Source organism: Streptomyces sp. NPDC002825 (assembly GCF_040295385.1).
Lineage (GTDB): Bacteria > Actinomycetota > Actinomycetes > Streptomycetales > Streptomycetaceae > Streptomyces.
Map to the genome: position 1 here is coordinate 167,856 of NZ_JBEOVH010000001.1, position 16,509 is coordinate 184,364.

The window sequence follows — 16,509 nt, forward strand, 5'->3', positions numbered from 1 at the left end:
TGCTGTCCGGCCTGTCCGAACCCGTACGCCGGGTAGGGGCGTCGCGACGATCGGACGGCCGGAGGAAGGGCGCGCATGTCGGTGGGCGAAGGAGTACGGCACCTCAAGAGCGAGGCGGACGAGCCGGGTTGGGAGGTGGACCCGGACGACGACTGGGGACTGGCCGTCATCGCCACCGTGGGACGGCAGCTGAGGCTGCGGAGGGAAGCTGTGGGGATGCGGGCCGCCGAGTTCGGGGTCGCGGTCGGGTACGGCGAGGACCTCGTCTACAAGATCGAGGGCGGGAAGCGGATCCCCCGGCCCGAGTACCTGGACAAGGCGGACGAGGTCCTGGACGCGGGCGGGCTGATCGCGGCGATGAAGGACGACGTGGCGAAGGTCCGGTACCCGAAGAAGGTCCGGGACCTGGCCAATCTGGAGGCGAGGGCGGTGGAGCTCCAGCTCTACGACCCGCTCAACATCCACGGCCTGCTGCAGACACCGGAGTACGCGCGCGGGTTGCTGCTCATGCGGCGTCCGGCGTACTCGCAGGACGACGTGGAGCGGATGGTGGCCGGGCGAGTGGCCCGGCAGTCCGTCTTCGCGAAGGACCCGGTGCCTGAGATCAGCTTCGTCCTGGAGGAGTGGACACTCCGACGGCCCCTGGGCGGGCGTGCGCTGCTGCGCAACCAGCTGGAGCACCTGCTGGAGGTGGGGCGACTGCGGAACGTCGAACTTCAGGTCATGCCGATGAACCGGGAGGAACACGCCGGGATCGACGGTGGGATCGAGGTGCTGAAGTTCGGGGACGGATCGGCTGTCGGCCGCTCTCAAGTGGTCGCCAATGGGCGACCGGTGACCGAGCGGAAACAGCTCCATATCCTTGAGTTGCGCTATGGCATCATCCGGGCTCAGGCTCTCACTCCTCGTGAGTCGACGGCCCTCATCGAGCAATTGCTGGGAGAGACATGATCCGCAACACCTCGGCCGGGGACGCCTCCGAACTGGCGTGGTTCAAGAGCAGCTACAGCAGTGGCAGCGAAGGCGACTCCTGCGTCGAGGTCGCCACCACCCCCGGCACCGTCCACGTCCGGGACTCCAAGAACATCGGCGGCCCGCAGCTCGCGCTCACGCCCGGCGCGTGGGCCGGGTTCGTCTCGTACGCCGTCGGCAGCTGACGTACAGCAGACGTATGGGAAAGGTCGAGGGACTCTGGAAGGCCGGCGAGATGCCGCTCCGGGACGGGCTGTACCGGCCGGACGACTCCGCCCTGGAGCTGCATGTCGACGGTCCGGGGGCGTACCACCCGGATGCCGGACAGCCGATTCCCTTCCGTGTCGGAGGCCCGTTCGATGTGGCCCAGGCCGTCGAGGAGTACGGCATCGACGGGGTGGACACCTGCTTCGAGAGCCCGCTGCCGGACGGATCGGGGTGGATGTCCGGCGGGGGCGGCGGGATGGGCAACATCGGTTACCTCGCCCGTCTCCACGCCGACCGCTCGTTGCGGTGGGTCGCCGTGATGTTCCACTCCAATCCGTTCGTCGGAGTGCGCTACGGGGGCATGAGCGCCGTCTTCACCAACGACTGGGGAAACCGGCTGACGCTCGACCTCACGAGCCCTGCTCTCGGCTGACGCCGCCCCGGGTCCCGGCCGGAACCGGCGCCCCCGAACGTGAGCCTCGCGTCGGGGCGGCCGTGTCACCCGCCCGGGTGAAGGCCGGGGATTCCCGGACCCCAGGTCCTTGGCATATGCCAACGTGCCTGTCATGGCGACAGCGACGAACCCGGTCGCGCGGACCGGGGAACACGTGCCGTGGAAGGCACCACCGATCCGGGAGGAGTCCGCCGTGAGCGTCCTGACTCAGGAGGGGTTCGAGGAACTCGCTCGTGTCGGCGAACACGTGGACGAGTCTCTGCGTCTGGAGTTCATCGACGGGAAGATCGGGGAGAAGGCCGTGCCGGACGGTGACCACGGGCGGATCATCGAGTCGTTGACACGTCTGTGCATTCGGGCGAACACGGACTGGTGGCTGTACCCCGATCAGGGGCTGAGGGTCGAGACGTACCGCAAGGGCAATGCCCGTCCCGCCGGCTGTCTCGCACCGAGCGGCACGTTCGTCGGCCAGGGGGAGTGGGCGAGTGCCGACGGTGTCCTGATGGTCGTCGAGGTCACCTCCGGCGACCCGGACACCGGCCACCGCGACCGCGTCGAGAAGCCGCGCGCCTACGCCGAGACCGGTATCCCCGTGTACCTGCTGGTCGACAGGACCACCTGCGAGGTCAAGGTCCATTCGCAGCCGGACGGGGAGCGGTACGAGATGGTGGCGACCGTGCCCTTCGGCAAGACGGTCACGCTGCCGGAGCCGGTGGGGATGGAGCTCGACACGGAGCCGTTGAAGAACTGGGTTCACTGAATTTCTCGCGCGGGCTGTCACACATCCCGGCCGGCGTCCGTCAGTGCAGTGTCCGGCTCGGTCGAGGCGGATACGGAAGGCAGCTGAAGGAGCCCGAGATGTTCGCCGAGATGTCCACCACCGCCATCGTCGTCACCGCCGTCGCCGCGTTCATGGCCGGGTTCTCCGGGGCATCGATCTTCTTCAAGGCCAAGTTCACCGTCGAGCCGCTGGCCCAGTACGGGGTTCCGCAGGCCTGGTGGAACTGGCTCGGGGCCGCCAAGGCCGCCGGGGCCTTCGGACTCATCGTCGGGTTCTACATCCCGGTCATCGGGACCCTCGCCGCGATCGGGCTCATCCTGTACTTCCTCGGCGCCGTGATCACCGTCCTGCGGGCCCGCGCTTACGGCCACGCCGCCTTCCCCGTCGTCTACATGGCGCCCGCCGTCGCCGCCCTGGCCCTGACCTGGTGACCCGCGCCGCGTACGACGAAGGCCGCCGGCCCCTCCGACAGGGGAACGGCGGCCTTCTTCGTACGGGAAACCGTCAGTCCTTCTTCGGGTCCTCCAGGCGCGGGAACAGCACCGCGCCCTTCGTCACCGTCGCGCCGGCGGGGAGCTGGCCCCACGTGCCCGACGACTGGACCGGCTGCGCCGCCAGGGCGCCCAGGGACGCCTCCGCGCCCAGGGACTCCCACAGCGCCTGCGAGGTCTCCGGCATGATCGGGTTCAGCAGGACGGCGACCGCGCGGAGCGACTCGGCGGCCGTGTACAGGATCGTCGCCAGGCGGGCCTTGCCCTCCGGGGAGTCGTCCTTGGCCACCTTCCACGGCTCCTGCTCCGTGATGTAGCCGTTGACCTGCTTCACGAAGTCGAAGATCGCCAGGATGCCGCCCTGGAAGTCCAGCTCCTCGCCGATCTTCGCGTCGGCCGTCGCGACGGCCTTCGCCAGGCCCTCGTGGATCGCCTTCTCCGCGTCGCCGTCGGCCGTCGACGCCGGCAGCTCGCCGCCGAAGTACTTGCCGACCATCGCCGCGACACGGGACGCCAGGTTGCCGTAGTCGTTCGCCAGCTCGCTCGTGTAGCGGGCGGTGAAGTCCTCCCACGAGAACGAGCCGTCGCTGCCGAACGCGATCGCCCGCAGGAAGTACCAGCGGTACGCGTCCACCCCGAAGTGCGAGGTCAGGTCCTGCGGCTTGATGCCCGTCAGGTTCGACTTCGACATCTTCTCGCCGCCGACCATCAGCCAGCCGTTGGCCGCGACCCTGCCCGGCACCGGGAGGCCCTGCGCCATCAGCATCGCCGGCCAGATCACCGCGTGGAAGCGCAGGATGTCCTTGCCGACCAGGTGCACGTTCGCCGGGAAGGTCTCCTCGAACTTCGCCGGGTTCTCGTTGTAGCCGACGGCCGTCGCGTAGTTCAGGAGCGCGTCGACCCAGACGTAGATGACGTGCTTCTCGTCCCACGGGATCGGGATGCCCCAGTCGAAGGTCGACCGCGAGATGGAGAGGTCCTGCAGGCCCTGCTTGACGAAGTTCACGACCTCGTTGCGCGCCGACTCCGGCTGGATGAAGCCCGGGTTCGCCTCGTAGAACTCCAGGAGCTTCGGGCCGTACTCGCTCAGCTTGAAGAAGTAGTTCTCCTCCTTGAGGATCTCCACCGGCTTCTTGTGGATCGGGCACAGCTTCGTGCCGTCCTCGGCCTCGATGAGATCGCCCGGGAGCTTGTACTCCTCACAGCCCACGCAGTACGGGCCTTCGTACCCGCCCTTGTAGATCTCGTCCTTGTCGTACAGGTCCTGCACGAACTCCTGGACGCGGTCGGTGTGACGCTTCTGCGTGGTGCGGATGAAGTCGTCGTTCGCGATGTTCAGGTGCTCCCAGAGGGGCTTCCACGCCTCCTCGACGAGCTTGTCGCACCAGGCCTGGGGCGTGACGTTGTTCGCCTCGGCCGTGCGCATGATCTTCTGACCGTGCTCGTCCGTGCCGGTGAGGTACCACACCTTCTCGCCGCGCTGACGGTGCCAGCGCGTGAGCACGTCGCCTGCGACGGTCGTGTAGGCGTGGCCCAGGTGAGGAGCGTCGTTGACGTAGTAAATGGGGGTCGTGACGTAGAACGCCTTCGCCCCCTGCTTCTCGGATCCAGTGGCCGCCATGGTCGAAATCCTAACGGTCGGACGAAGATCCACTCACATCCATAAACCCGGGGCGGGGGTGGGGGCCGGGCCCGTGCGCCTCCTCGGGAGGATGGGCGGCATGCGTGTACTCGTAGCCGAGGACGAGCGTGACCTCGCCGCGCTCCTCGCCACCGGCCTGCGACGGGCGGGCTTCGCCGTCGACACCGTCCACGCGGGGGACGAGGCCCTGGAGCGGCTGGGGCTGCTGCCGTATGGGTACGGGGATCCGGCTGTGCCCGGGTCGTACGCGAGCGCCGCACCCGGTCCGTACGAAAGTGCCCTGCTCAGTCCGTACGACGTGCTCGTCCTCGATCGTGATCTCCCCCGTGTCCACGGCGACGACGTGGCCCGGCGGCTCCTCGCCGCCGGATCCCCCACCCGGATCCTCATGCTCACCGCCTCCGCCGCCGTCGAGGACCGCGTCGAAGGCCTCGACCTCGGCGCCGACGACTACCTCGGCAAGCCCTTCGACTTCCCCGAGCTCGTCTCCCGCGTCCGCGCCCTCCGGCGGCGCTCCGCCCGCCCCGCCCTGCCGCCCCTCCTCGCACGCCACGGGCTCGTCATGGACACCGTCCGGCGGACCGCCGTCCGTGACGGGCGGGACCTCGACCTCTCCCCCAAGGAGTTCTCCGTCCTCCAGATCCTGCTGGAGGCCGACGGCGCCGTCGTCTCCGCCGAGGAGCTCCTCGAACGCGCCTGGGACGCCCACGCCGACCCCTTCACCGGGGCCGTACGCGTCTGCATGAGCAAGCTGCGGGGGAAGCTCGGCGAACCGGGGCTCGTCCGGACCGTGCAGGGCGTGGGGTACGTCCTGTGAGCGAGTCCTTCCTCGGCGCCGGGTCCACCATCCGTACCCGTATCGCGCTCGTCTACGGCGGCGTCTTCCTGGTCCTCGGCGCGGTGCTGCTGCTCGTGGTGAACCTGCTGGTCAGGGCCGGTACGGACGCCGACGCGGAGGCCATCGTCGCGCGGGCGGACGACGTCGCCGTCGTCGAGGCGTACCGGATCGGCGACGACGTCAGCCGGGCCGCCGGCGAGCAGATGCTCATGTGGTCCTGCATGGCCCTGCTCGTCATCGCCTGCGGCGCGGTCGTGGTCGGGTGGTGGACCGCCGGGCGCGTCCTGCGGCCCGTCCACGAGATGACCGCCCGGGCGCGGAGCCTCTCCGGTCTCGACGAACGTCTCGCCGTGCGCGGGCCCGACGACGAGCTCAAGGAGCTCGGCGACACGATCGACGCGCTGCTCGGGCGCCTGGAGGCGGCCTTCGACAGTCAGCGCCGGTTCATCGCCAACGCCTCCCACGAGCTGCGGACCCCGCTCGCCACCCAGCGCGCCGCGATCCAGGTGGGTCTCGACGACAGCTGCGACGTGCGACAGATCCTGCTCGACAGCAACGTTCGCAGCGAGCGCCTCATCGATGGGCTGCTGCTCCTCGCGCGCGGCGAGCGGGGGCTCGCGGAGCGGGAGGACGTGCGTTTCGGCGAGGTCGTCGCGGAGGAGTACGCGCACGCGTGCGTGGTGGGCGACGGGGGTGTCGTACGGGGGAGCCGGGTGCTGCTCGCGCACCTCGTACGGAACCTCGTCGCGAACGCCGAGGCGTACAACCTGCCCGGTGGGGGCGGTGAGGTTTCGGTACGGGTCGGGGAGCCCGGGGTCCTGACCGTCGTCAACACGGGGCCGGTCGTTCCGGCCGGTGCCGTCGACGGGCTCTTCGAGCCCTTCCGGCGCGGGGAGGGGCGGGACCGGATGGGGCCCGGCGCGGGGCTCGGGCTGTCCATCGTGCGGTCGATCGCCGTGGCGCACGGGGGCGCGGTGCGGGCCGTGGCGCGGGGCGAGGAGGAGGGGGGCGGGCTGGTGGTGACGGTGACCCTGCCGGTCACCGTCACCCCTGCTTCTTTCTAGAACTCCAGGCCGGAGAGCAGGCCCCGGTAGAACGCCGCGTGAGCCGTCTCGACGGGGGTCACTCCCGCGAAGTACGTGGCGGTACGGGGGGTGCCGTCGAGCTTGCGGAGGTAGTCGAAGGCCTTGTTGTCCTCCTCGCCCCAGGCCACGAAGCGCCAGTGCAGCGGGCGGTCGGCGGCCTCGGCGAGCGCCTGCGTGGCGGCCGTCTTCGACTCCGGGGCGCCGTCCGTCTGGAAGACGACGAGCGCCGGGCGGGCCGGGTCCTGCTTCTCGTGGTGGGCGAGGACCTCTTCGACGGCCCGGTGGTAGTTGGTGCGGCCCAGGCGGCCGAGGGTGGCGTTGACCTCGTCGATGCGGGTGGGGGTGAGATCGGCGGGGGTCAGGTCGACGGTGCCGTCGATGTCCGTCGAGAAGAACACGGTCGTGACGGTGGCGGTCTCGTCGAGGTGCGCGGCGAGCGCGGTGACCTGCTCGGCGAGGCGCTGCACGGAGCCGTCCTTGAAGTACCCGCGCATCGACCCGGACCGGTCGACGACGAGGTACACGGCTGCCCGGGCCCCCGTGAGCCCCTGCTTCTTGAGCTGCGCTCCGGCGGCCTTGTAGGCGTCCCCGAGGTGCGGGGCGGCGGCCTTGAGCGCGGCGAGGGGCAGGGCGGGGGAGCCCGTGACCTCACCGGCGGGGACCTCGTCGTCCTCGTCGGCCGGGGCCTGGTCGGCCGGGGCCTCCGCCTCGGCGGCCGCGGCGGCGACGGCCACTTCCGGCTCGGCCGCGGCGGGGGCGTCGGCCTGCGGCTCGGCCGTGACCGTGGCCGTTTCGGCGGCGGGCGCCTCGTCCTGCTGCTCCGCAGCGGTTTCGGGCGCGTCCGCATCTGCGGCGACGGCCGCGTCCGGCTCCGCCGACGTGGCGCCGGCGTCGGCCTCGGGCTCCGTCGTGGCGGGGGCCGTTTCGGCGGCCGGCGCCTCCTGCTGCTCCGCAGCAGCTTCGGGCGCGTCCGCTTCCGGCTCCGCCGGCGTGGTGGTCTCGGCCTGCGGCTCTGCCGCAGCGTCCTCGTCGGTGGTGGGCTCGGCCGTCTCCTGCTCCTCCGGAGCGAGTTCGTCCGCGACGGCTGCCTCCGGCTCCGGCTCCGCCGGAGCCGTGGCCTCGGCCTGCGGCTCCGCCGCAGCGTCCGCGCCCTCGGCGACCGCCGTCTCCGGCTCCTCCGCAGCGAGTTCGGACGCGTCCGCGTCACCCGCAGCCGCCGCCTCCGGCTCCGTCACCTCCCCCTCCTCCGGGGCGAGCTCGGACCCGTCCGTGTCCGTCTCGACGGCCGCCTCCGCCGGAGCGGTCGCCTCGGCGGACGGCTCGTCCGCGTCCGCCGCCTCCGCCGCGACGGCGGCCGGCTCGGACGCCTCACCCGCACCCTCCGGCGCGACGACGGACGTCGCCCCCGCACCCTCCGGCTCGGCCACGGACGCCTGACCGGCGGACGTCACTTCCGCACCCTCCGGCTCGCCGACGGACGTCTCCCCCGTCGCCGTCCTCGCCTTCGGGATCTGCGGGTTGTCGAACGCCGCCGCCACCAGGTCGTCCGCCGCGCTCCGCGTAGCCGACTCCGGGGTCGCGAGGGGCTCCTCCGGCGTCCGGGGCTCCGGAGTGGCGTCCGGGAGCTTCGTCGCCTCCGGGGTCTCACGCGTCTGGGACGGGACGGAGGTTGCCGGGGATTCCTCGCGGTCCCGGCCGAACACCTTGCGCAGCATGCTCCGAATACCCATGGGCGAACCCTTTCGCATGAGTGGGGGTGCAGTGTGAATGTCCGTACTGGGCGTTTCGGGACGTTCATCCCTGGCCAGGGCGGACACGTAAGGTTAGCGGCCACCCCCTCCTCCTCCGGTGACCCGGTCGCCCCCGGATGCCGCGCATTCATTCGGCGTTCACTCTCGCGCCGTCCCTGTGCAGATCTACGCACATAGCGTCGCCGCCGAAGGAATCCGATACCAGGAGGACGAAGTGCGCAAACTGCTGCCCCTGCTGAGCACGAACCCCCACGGCGGCGGCCGTTCCGCTCTCACCTGCCGGTTCCGCTGCGGCGACGCCTGCTTCCACGAGGTGCCCAACACCAGCGACAACGAGTACGTCGGCGACGTCATAGCCGGCGCCCTCTCCCGCCGTTCCGCCCTCCGCGCCGCCGCCGTCGTGACCGTCGCCTCCGCCGTCGGCGGGGCCGTCACCCTCGGGAACGCGCCCGCGGCCGAGGCGGCGGGCACGCGGAAGCCGCAGCCCACCGACGGCGCCCGCGGCCTGCGCTTCGCGCCCGTCGCGCCCAACACCGACGACCGGGTCACCGTCCCCGCCGGGTACGAGCAGAACGTGGTCATCCGCTGGGGCGAGCCCATCCTCCGCGGCGCGCCCGCCTTCGACGCCGAGAACCAGACCGCCGCCGCCCAGGCCGGCCAGTTCGGCTACAACAACGACTTCCTCTCCCTCCTGCCGCTGCGCCACGAGCCGCACCGCCAGGTCCTCGTCGCCAACCACGAGTACACCGACGAGGTGCTGATGTTCCGGGGTTACGACCCCGAGAACCCGACCCGCGAGCAGGTCGAGATCGCCTGGGCCGCCCACGGCCTCGGCGTCGTCGTGGTCCAGGAGGAGCACCGCACCGGCAAGCTGACCGCCGTCACCCGGCACCGCCTCAACCGGCGCCTGACCGCGACCAGCGAGTTCGAGCTCGCCGGCCCGGTCGCCGGCAGCGACCTCGTCAGGACCTCCGCGGACCCGGAGGGCCGTACCGTCCTCGGCACGCTCAACAACTGCTCCGGCGGCACCACCCCGTGGGGCACCACGCTGCACGGCGAGGAGAACTTCAACCAGTACTTCGCGAACGGCTCCTCCGCCACCGACAAGCGGTACGGCATCGGAACCGGCGCCTCCGAGCGCAAGTGGGAGCGGTTCGACAAGCGCTTCGACCTCAAGCAGGAGCCGAACGAGTCCCACCGCTTCGGCTGGGTCGTCGAGCTCGACCCGTACGACCCCGAGTCCACGCCCCGCAAGCGCACCGCCCTCGGCCGCTTCAAGCACGAGGCCGCGCAGCCCCGGCTCACCGAGGACGGCCGTCCCGTCGTCTACATGGGTGACGACGAGCGGTTCGACTACCTGTACAAGTTCGTCTCGTCGAAGCGGATGAAGAAGGGGTCCTCGCGCGCCGCGCACGAGCACAACCTCACCCTGCTCGACGAGGGCACCCTCTACGTCGCCAAGTTCACCGGTGACTCTCCCGCCGCGGAGATCGACGGCACCGGGAAGCTTCCGAGCGACGGCGAGTTCGACGGCTCCGGCGTCTGGATCCCGCTCGCGACCGCCGGCCCGGACGGCGCCGTCTCGCACGTGCCCGGCATGACCGCCGAGGAGGTGTACGTCTTCTCGCGTCTCGCCGGCGACAAGGTCGGCGCCACCAAGATGGACCGGCCCGAGGACGTCGAGCCCTCCCCGCGCAGCGGCCGCGTCTACGTCGCGCTCACCAACAACTCCAAGCGCGGCACCACCGGCAACGCCCCCGCCGACGAGGCGAACCCGCGCAACGTCAACAAGCACGGCCACATCCTGGAGCTCTCCGAGCACTGGGACGACCCGTCCTCCGACGGCTTCGCCTGGCGGCTGTTCCTCGTCGCCGGCGACCCCACCGACCCGGCCACCTACTTCGCCGGCTTCCCCAAGGACAAGGTCTCCCCGATCTCCTGCCCGGACAACGTCGCCTTCGACCCGCACGGCAACCTGTGGATCTCCACCGACGGCAACCAGCTCGGCTCGCACGACGGCCTGTTCGGCGTCGCCACGCGCGGCGAGCGGCGCGGTGAGCTCAAGCAGTTCCTGACCGTGCCGACCGGCGCCGAGACCTGCGGCCCGCTCGTCCAGGACCGCCGCGTCCTGGTCTCCGTGCAGCACCCGGGCGAGGTCGACGGCGCCTCCGTCGAGAAGCCCGCCTCCGTCTGGCCCGACGGACCCGGCAAGATCGTCCGCCCGGCGGTCGTCTCCGTGTGGCGTGCCGACGGGCGCGACATCGGCGTCTGACCCCCGGGCCCGAGGCGGTCAGCTCACGTCCAGGCCGTCCCTGAAGCGGACGAACTGCTCCTCGGGATCCCCGGTGTACGCCCACGGCACCCATGCCGCGCGCGTCCCGAGCATCCCGAGGAGCTCCCGCGCGATCTCCACCTGCCCCGCGTAGCAGGCCGCGTGCGCGAGGAAGTTGAGGTCCGCGACCTCTTCCGGCGCCACCGGCTGTTCCGGGTCGCGCCCGCCGATCCAGCGCGCGTGCGTGCGGCGCAGCTCCGTCACCGCCAGCTCGTGCTTCCAGTGCTGGTCGAAGCCGCGCACCGGGCCCCGCCCGAGCGCCCCGTCCGCGATGTACCGGTACTCCTCGACCCGGGCCACCTGCACCAGGACGGGCAGCGGCGAGCCGGGCGGTGCCACGCCCGCCGCGTCGCGGGCGAAGTCGTACATGCTGCCGTGCGTGCCGTGCCACCGCGCCGACCAGTAGCGCAGCACCTGGATGTGCCCCTCGGTGTTGTACGGGTCCCGGCGCCGCAACTCGTCGAACCAGTGGCGCAGTTCGCGGCGCGGCACCCCGCCCTCGTACAGCCGCGCCACCGAGAGCAGCGACACCCAGGGCATCGGGTCGGCCGGGGCCGCCTCCGCCGCGCCCCGGCAGACGTCGACCGCCGCGTCGATCCGGCCCCGTTCCATGGTGGCGCCCCGGCCGGCCGCGATGGCCGCGTCGAAGACCCGGACCACCTCGGTCGCCGCCCGCAGCACGGCCGCGTCGGGGTTGCCCGGTTCGGCGGCCCGCCAGGTCTCGACGGTGGAGCTGCCCGCGGCGGCGTGCGACAGGAGCCGCAGCCGGTGCGTGCGGCGCGCCCAGTCCGTACCGGTCGCGGCGAGCAGGTCCCGTACGCCCTGCCAGCGGCCGATGACGATGTCGTGGCGCGCCTCGGTCAGCGCCCGGTCCCCGAAGTCCGGGTCGAAGTCGGGCGCGAAGCGCTCCGGGCGCCCCGCGCGCGCGGAGAAGCGGCGTACGGCCATCGGGGGCCTCCTTCGGGTTCGGCTGCCGTAGGAAGAAGTCGCTGGGTCCGGGGCGGAGGGGTCGGGGGGCGGCGGCGGACGTACGGAAGTTCGTGCGCCGGAGGTCCGTGGGTCAGAAGTCCGTCGCGTAGCTCTTGTCGCGGGTTCCCGTACGCGCCTGCGTGGCGGGGGCCGAGCCCTCCGCCGCCTCCAGTGCGCGGACGGCGTCCAGGCGGGCCGGGCGGTAGTAGTCGCTGCCCCTGCGCCAGTACACGAGCAGGGGGACCACGCCGAGGAGCAGTCCGCCGACGCCGATGGTGACGGCGGTCGTGGAGAGCTGGCCGAGCGATTCGACGAAGGACCAGAGCATGAACGCGGAGCCGAGCAGCGGCCAGAGCCCGCCGAGGATCAGGTTCCGTGCGGAGCGGAACAGGACCGCCTTGTAGGCGATGACGGCGGCGATGCCCGCCAGGCCGTAGTAGAAGGCGATCTGGAGGCCGATCGCGGCGACCGCGTCGCTGAGGATGCGCTGCACGGAGCCGGCGGCCGCGGCCGCGCAGAACATCAGGAGGGCGGCGCCGCCGACGGTGGCGATCGCGACCCACGGGGTGTTCCAGCGGCGGTGCACGAGGCCGAGCGCGGCGGGCAGGGTCCGGTCGCGGCCCATCGCGAAGAGCGAGCGGGTGACCTGGAGGAGGGTGGTCTCCAGGGTGGCGACGGTCGACAGGAGGACGGCCACGACGAGCAGCTTGCCGCCGACGCCGGGCCAGATCTCCTGGCCGAGGACGGCGAGGACGTTGGGTCCCGCCTCCCTGATCTCCTCCGCGCTCAGCAGGACGTTGACGGCGACCGTGAAGGCCTCGAAGAGGAGGAAGACGAACCCGACGCCGACGAGCGCGGCGAGTCCCGCGGTGCGGCGGCTGTTCCGGGTCTCCTCGCTGAGGTTGCTGGTGACGTCCCAGCCCCAGTAGTAGAAGGCGGCGATCAGCGCGCCGGCGGCGAAGGTGTCCGGCCCGTGGAAGTGGTCGAGGGCGAACCAGGACCAGTCGAAGGCGGTGGCCCGGCCCCGGTGCGCGACGGCCGCGAACACGAAGGCGAGCAGGATCAGCATCTCCACGCCGGACATCACGAGCTGCGCCCGTACGGTCAGCCGGGCGCCGCCGAGGACGACGAGCAGCATCATCAGGAACCAGCCGGCGCCGACAGCGGCCGCCAGCGGGGTGTTCTCGGCGAGTTCCGGGTCGAAGAGGGAGAGCGTGAGGGAGCCGGCGGGCAGCGAACCGGCCACCATGAACACGGTGGCGGCGAAGACGAGCGCCCAGCCGGAGAGGAAGCCGAGGAAGGGGTGGAGGGTGCGGCCCACCCAGGAGTAGCCGGCGCCGGCGTTGACGTCGATGCGGCCGAGGCGGGCGTACGCGAGGACGATGCCGAGCATGGGTATCGCGCAGTAGAGCAGGGCGGCGGGTCCGGCGAGGCCGACCGCGCCGAAGAGGACGGCGGTGGTCGCGGCCAGCGAATAGGCGGGGGCGCTGCCGGCGACGGCCATCACGATCGTGTCGAAGGTACCGAGGACGTTGGGCTGGAGGCCTCTGTTCGTGGTGGTGCGCATGGCGGGTCCTCGGGGGCGCGGGGGCTGAGGCAGGACGGTGGTGAGGCGACGGCGGAGCGGTTGAAGCGGGGGCAGGGCGGTGGCAGGGCGAAGTGGCCGGTCCGCCGGGCCGGTTGCCGGCGGCGGCGGGCGCGGATCACGGTGAATCGAGCGCATCGTAGTCGCCCGGATGGCTTCCGGTAACGGCGGTGGGGAGGGTTCCGTTCCGTGACCGCCGGTAAGTCCTCCCGTACGCCCCTTGAGGAAGGTTTACCGCAGGTCGGGACCGGCGATGGCGCGGGCCGCGCTGACCTCCTGGCGGAGGGGTGCCAGGACTCCGTTCTCGTCACCGGGGAGCTCCGTGCGGACCTCCACGAGGGTGTCCGTGCCGCGCAGTCCGTCCGCGAGTTCCCGCAACTCCCGCTCCACGGCGGCGACCTCCGCCCGGTCGGGCGCGGGTGCGCCGTGATCGACCCGGATCCGGGCGGCGGTCGTCGCGTCCACGATCCGCTCCACGGCCACGACGAGCGGCCACCAGGCGGCGGCGCGGGTGCCGGTGGGCGGCGGTTCGGTCAGGGCGCGCTGGAACTCGGAGCGGACGGTGGACAGATCGCGGTAGAGCTTGCGCCGGGCCCGCAGCCGGCCGCCGTGGTCGGAGTCGCCGGCGAAGGCCCGCCCCACGTACGCGGCGGTGTCGGCGACCGCGTCCGCGAGCCGGTCCCCGACCCGGGCGTGCCAGGACTCGGGCCAGAACAGATAGCCGGCGACCAGGGCGATCCCGCAGCCGATGAGCGAGTCGTACAGGCGGGGCAGGACGAGGCCGAAGCCCTGGTGGTTGAGGACGTCGGACAGGAGCAGGATGACCGGGGTGATGGCCGCGGTCTGGAAGACGTAGCCCTTCGCGGAGAAGGCGGGGATCAGGGCCGCGAGCAGGGCCATCACCGGCACGTCCCACCAGCCGCGCGGCACCTCGGAGAGGACGAGGGCGGCGAGGACGAGGCCCGCCGCGGTGCCGGCGGCGCGGAGCACGGCCCGGGAGAAGACCGAGCCGAAGTCGGGCTTCATGACGAAGGTGACGGTGAGCGCGACCCAGTACGAGCGGGGCACGGCGATCAGCGACACCAGGGCCTGCGCGAGGCCGATGCACAGCGCGAGCCGCAGGCCGTACCGCCAGGACGCCTCGGAGAGCAGGACCGCGCGGGTCGCCCGCCGGGCGCGGACGCGGAGGGCGGCGGGGCGGCCGAGGCGGTCGTCGACGTTGTACGGGTCGGGGTCGGACAATGGGGTCTCCCCTGCTCGAGCGAAGCCGAGAGCTTGGGGAAGGACGACGGCCGCCGCGTGCCGCAGGGCGTGGTCCACGGCCTTCTCCGCGGGCCGCTCGGGGGTCGGCAGATCGAGTACGGCCGTCCCGGTACGGCCCTCCTCGACGGCGTCCGCCAGCTCCCGCACCGCCGCCGGGATCGCGGGGGACAGCGGCCCGAAGAGCCGGGCCCGCAGATGGGCGGCGGGCGCGGCCTCGACGAGCGGGATCACGACGTTGAGCTGGGCGAGGATCCGCACCTGGGAGGGGGTGCGGCCGTGCTGGCGGGCACGGCGGGCCAGGACCAGGTCGTAGGACTGGTTCAGGGAGGCGGTGACGGCCTGCCGCTTCTCGTCGTACGAGCCGGTGCCGGTGGCCTCGTACAGCTCGGCGACCGCGCGGTAGGTGGCGGCGACGGCCTCCCGCTCGGGCGCGGCGCGGCGCATCGGCCAGCCGAGGAGGGTGAGGACGAGGACCTCGACCCCGCCGAGGGTCAGCAGCAGCGGCGCCTTCCACCAGGGGTCGGGCATGGGGAGGCCGGCGCCGACGACGGCGTTGAGGAGCAGGAGGAGGCCGGAGACGGAGGCGACGGCGCCGATCGAGGAGATCATCCCGGAGACCAGGGCGACGAGGGTCAGGACCGCGACGGCGAGCCATCCCTCCCCGAAGACGAGGGTCCCCAGGGTCACCCCCAGGGCGCCGAACAGCTGCGGCACGGCGATGTTGAAGACCCGCATGCGGTAGGCGTCGGCGGTGTCGCCGATGACACCGGAGAGGGCGCCCATGGAGACGAGCGCGCCGTACGCGGCCTGGTCCGTGGCGAGGCCGACGGCGAGCGGCGCGGACAGCGCGACGGACGCGCGGGCTACGGCGGCCCAGGGGATGGGGGTGGGCGCGGGCCGGAGACCTGCGGTCAGCCAGGGGGGCGGGGTGATCCGTACGGGGCTTGCGGGACGAGCCATGCGACCAACGTACGGCCCGTTGTGGCGCTGGGGCGGTGCCCACCCGTTGTGGGCAGGCGTTCCGCAAGGGGCGATGGGGGTCCCCCCTGCTCGAGCGAAGCCGAGAGCTTGGGGGAGGGTGGGCACGACGGAACGGCGCCCTTGCCGGCGCCAGAGGCTTCCGCGCCCTGACCCGCACCCCGTGTGCGCCGTCCCGGGTGGTGCGGGTCCAGGCGCGGAACGCGGAGGCGCCGCTGAGGGCGCCGTCCCGTGTGCCCACCCGTCCCGCCCTGCGGGACGATTGCCCACACGGGCGCGGGGCACCGCCCGCCCGGCCGCGGGTGCGGGGTCGGCGGGGCTAGTTGCGGTAGGACTCGACTTCCGCCGCCGGGCGGAGGGTCGCCTCGTCCGGGTCCTCCCCGAACTCCACCTTCGCCCGCCGCTGCCGCAGCAGGTCCCAGCACTGGTCGAGCCGTACCTCGAGGTCGGCGAGGCGGGCGCGTTCCTCGGGGGCGAGGCCGCCGGTGCCCGAGCGCTCCCGCAGGGCGCGTTCCTCCTCGACGAGGGCGCCGATGTCGTCCAGGATCTCCTCGTTTTCCATGCCTTCCAGGGTGGCGGATCAGCGCCCGCCCCGCAGGTCGAGATCGGCGAGCGGGACGCCCAGGAGCAGCCCGGCGGCCCAGGCGGCGGTTCGGCGCCTGGGCCGCAGGGGCTGCGGTTCGGGTGCGGCGGGAGCGAGGGCCGGGTCCACGCGCCTCAGTGTCGCAGGGCCTGCGCGATCTCCGCCTTGGTCGCACCGGAGAGGGTCCGGTTGCTGCGGGCCGTACCGGTCTTGGACTTGCCGGCTTCGACACCGTCGATGTTCATCACGACCGCGTCGAGCAGATTGCCGTTCCCGTCACGGAAGTTGACCATGATCGTGTAGTCGGCGGTCTTGTCCTTGGGGTTGGTCGCGGTGATCTGCGCGACCGTGCGGTCCCCGTCGGTGCTCGTCGGTCCGGCCTTGACGTCGTCGCCGGCGTTCACCCCGTCCTTGACCTCGTTCATCTTCTCCTGGGCGGCCGAGGCGACGGCCGCCGTGGCGGAGGAGACGATCTCGCCGGCCTTGTCCGTGGCGGAGTCGCAGCCGGTGAGCGAGGCGAGGGGGACGAGGAGGGCGGCGGTGGTGGCGAGTGCGGCTGCCGTGGTCCGTCGCATCGG

16 protein-coding genes are annotated in these 16,509 nt (G+C 72.3%); 8 read left to right on the forward strand and 8 right to left on the reverse strand.

Annotated features, from left to right (window positions below; translation table 11 throughout):
• The first annotated feature begins 75 nt into the window (after nucleotides 1-75).
• From ABT041_RS00765 to ABT041_RS00785, 5 genes are all read left to right on the forward strand, one after another.
• Nucleotides 76-951 carry a helix-turn-helix domain-containing protein gene (locus ABT041_RS00765; RefSeq protein ID WP_351176764.1) on the forward strand — a complete coding sequence of 292 codons (876 nt, stop codon included), beginning with the start codon at nucleotides 76-78 and terminating at the stop codon, nucleotides 949-951.
• Nucleotides 948-1,157 carry a DUF397 domain-containing protein gene (locus tag ABT041_RS00770; RefSeq protein ID WP_351176767.1) on the forward strand — a complete coding sequence of 70 codons (210 nt, stop codon included), beginning with the start codon at nucleotides 948-950 and terminating at the stop codon, nucleotides 1,155-1,157. Before ABT041_RS00765 ends, ABT041_RS00770 begins: the two co-directional genes overlap by 4 nt.
• A 14-nt stretch (nucleotides 1,158-1,171) precedes the next feature.
• Nucleotides 1,172-1,612, forward strand: a complete 441-nt coding sequence (locus ABT041_RS00775; protein ID WP_351176770.1) for a hypothetical protein — start codon at nucleotides 1,172-1,174, stop codon at nucleotides 1,610-1,612.
• Between the two features lie 214 nt (nucleotides 1,613-1,826).
• On the forward strand, nucleotides 1,827-2,393 hold the full coding sequence (locus tag ABT041_RS00780) for a Uma2 family endonuclease (protein ID WP_502976312.1): 567 nt from the start codon (nucleotides 1,827-1,829) through the stop codon (nucleotides 2,391-2,393).
• A gap of 98 nt (nucleotides 2,394-2,491) precedes the next feature.
• Nucleotides 2,492-2,845, forward strand: coding sequence for a DoxX family protein (locus ABT041_RS00785; protein ID WP_351176772.1), 354 nt, complete (start codon nucleotides 2,492-2,494; stop codon nucleotides 2,843-2,845).
• Nucleotides 2,846-2,918: 73 nt separating this feature from the next.
• Here the strand turns inward: ABT041_RS00785 and metG are convergent, their stop codons facing one another.
• Nucleotides 2,919-4,526: a methionine--tRNA ligase gene (gene metG / locus ABT041_RS00790; protein ID WP_351176775.1), complete on the reverse strand. Its 1,608-nt coding sequence runs from the start codon at nucleotides 4,524-4,526 to the stop codon at nucleotides 2,919-2,921.
• Between the two features lie 100 nt (nucleotides 4,527-4,626).
• On the opposite strand from metG, the gene ABT041_RS00795 reads away from it, so the two are divergent.
• Both ABT041_RS00795 and ABT041_RS00800 read left to right on the forward strand, forming a co-directional pair.
• Entirely contained in the window at nucleotides 4,627-5,364 is a 738-nt protein-coding gene (locus ABT041_RS00795) for a response regulator transcription factor (protein ID WP_351176778.1), read from the forward strand.
• The gene (locus ABT041_RS00800; protein WP_351176781.1) at nucleotides 5,361-6,449 is read left to right on the forward strand and encodes an ATP-binding protein; all 1,089 of its coding nucleotides are present in this window, start codon (nucleotides 5,361-5,363) and stop codon (nucleotides 6,447-6,449) included. Before ABT041_RS00795 ends, ABT041_RS00800 begins: the two co-directional genes overlap by 4 nt.
• Here the strand turns inward: ABT041_RS00800 and ABT041_RS00805 are convergent.
• A complete protein-coding gene (locus tag ABT041_RS00805) occupies nucleotides 6,446-8,200 on the reverse strand; it encodes a VWA domain-containing protein (RefSeq protein WP_351176784.1) in 1,755 nt (584 codons plus the stop codon). The genes ABT041_RS00800 and ABT041_RS00805 overlap by 4 nt on opposite strands.
• A 235-nt stretch (nucleotides 8,201-8,435) precedes the next feature.
• Between ABT041_RS00805 and ABT041_RS00810 the strand changes: the two genes are divergently transcribed.
• Nucleotides 8,436-10,493, forward strand: a complete 2,058-nt coding sequence (locus ABT041_RS00810; RefSeq protein WP_351176787.1) for a PhoX family protein — start codon at nucleotides 8,436-8,438, stop codon at nucleotides 10,491-10,493.
• A gap of 18 nt (nucleotides 10,494-10,511) precedes the next feature.
• Here the strand turns inward: ABT041_RS00810 and ABT041_RS00815 are convergent, their stop codons facing one another.
• The 6 genes from ABT041_RS00815 to ABT041_RS00840 all read right to left on the reverse strand — a co-directional run bounded on the left by ABT041_RS00815 (nucleotide 10,512) and on the right by ABT041_RS00840 (nucleotide 16,506).
• Nucleotides 10,512-11,501: a hypothetical protein gene (locus ABT041_RS00815; protein ID WP_351176790.1), complete on the reverse strand. Its 990-nt coding sequence runs from the start codon at nucleotides 11,499-11,501 to the stop codon at nucleotides 10,512-10,514.
• Between the two features lie 112 nt (nucleotides 11,502-11,613).
• Complete coding sequence (locus tag ABT041_RS00820) at nucleotides 11,614-13,089, reverse strand: APC family permease (protein WP_351176793.1); 1,476 nt, start codon at nucleotides 13,087-13,089, stop codon at nucleotides 11,614-11,616.
• A gap of 249 nt (nucleotides 13,090-13,338) precedes the next feature.
• Nucleotides 13,339-15,330, reverse strand: a complete 1,992-nt coding sequence (locus ABT041_RS00825; RefSeq protein ID WP_351176796.1) for an FUSC family protein — start codon at nucleotides 15,328-15,330, stop codon at nucleotides 13,339-13,341.
• A gap of 337 nt (nucleotides 15,331-15,667) precedes the next feature.
• Nucleotides 15,668-15,910: a DUF2630 family protein gene (locus ABT041_RS00830; RefSeq protein ID WP_351176799.1), complete on the reverse strand. Its 243-nt coding sequence runs from the start codon at nucleotides 15,908-15,910 to the stop codon at nucleotides 15,668-15,670.
• An 18-nt stretch (nucleotides 15,911-15,928) separates the two neighbouring features.
• The gene (locus ABT041_RS00835) at nucleotides 15,929-16,060 is read right to left on the reverse strand and encodes a hypothetical protein (RefSeq protein WP_351176802.1); all 132 of its coding nucleotides are present in this window, start codon (nucleotides 16,058-16,060) and stop codon (nucleotides 15,929-15,931) included.
• A gap of 5 nt (nucleotides 16,061-16,065) precedes the next feature.
• Nucleotides 16,066-16,506 (reverse strand): hypothetical protein, encoded by a 441-nt coding sequence (locus tag ABT041_RS00840; RefSeq protein WP_351176805.1) that lies wholly within the window; start codon nucleotides 16,504-16,506, stop codon nucleotides 16,066-16,068.
• Between the last annotated feature and the right edge of the window lie 3 nt (nucleotides 16,507-16,509).

Bases quoted from the DNA above. Each gene is read 5' to 3' on its own strand.
- ABT041_RS00765 (WP_351176764.1), top strand. From the start codon at position 76: ATGTCGGTGGGCGAAGGAGTACGGCACCTCAAGAGCGAGGCGGACGAG.
- ABT041_RS00770 (WP_351176767.1), top strand. From the start codon at position 948: ATGATCCGCAACACCTCGGCCGGGGACGCCTCCGAACTGGCGTGGTTC.
- ABT041_RS00775 (WP_351176770.1), top strand. From the start codon at position 1,172: ATGGGAAAGGTCGAGGGACTCTGGAAGGCCGGCGAGATGCCGCTCCGG.
- ABT041_RS00785 (WP_351176772.1), top strand. From the start codon at position 2,492: ATGTTCGCCGAGATGTCCACCACCGCCATCGTCGTCACCGCCGTCGCC.
- metG (WP_351176775.1), bottom strand. From the start codon at position 4,526: ATGGCGGCCACTGGATCCGAGAAGCAGGGGGCGAAGGCGTTCTACGTC.
- ABT041_RS00795 (WP_351176778.1), top strand. From the start codon at position 4,627: ATGCGTGTACTCGTAGCCGAGGACGAGCGTGACCTCGCCGCGCTCCTC.
- ABT041_RS00805 (WP_351176784.1), bottom strand. From the start codon at position 8,200: ATGGGTATTCGGAGCATGCTGCGCAAGGTGTTCGGCCGGGACCGCGAG.
- ABT041_RS00815 (WP_351176790.1), bottom strand. From the start codon at position 11,501: ATGGCCGTACGCCGCTTCTCCGCGCGCGCGGGGCGCCCGGAGCGCTTC.
- ABT041_RS00820 (WP_351176793.1), bottom strand. From the start codon at position 13,089: ATGCGCACCACCACGAACAGAGGCCTCCAGCCCAACGTCCTCGGTACC.
- ABT041_RS00825 (WP_351176796.1), bottom strand. From the start codon at position 15,330: ATGGCTCGTCCCGCAAGCCCCGTACGGATCACCCCGCCCCCCTGGCTG.
- ABT041_RS00830 (WP_351176799.1), bottom strand. From the start codon at position 15,910: ATGGAAAACGAGGAGATCCTGGACGACATCGGCGCCCTCGTCGAGGAG.
- ABT041_RS00840 (WP_351176805.1), bottom strand. From the start codon at position 16,506: ATGCGACGGACCACGGCAGCCGCACTCGCCACCACCGCCGCCCTCCTC.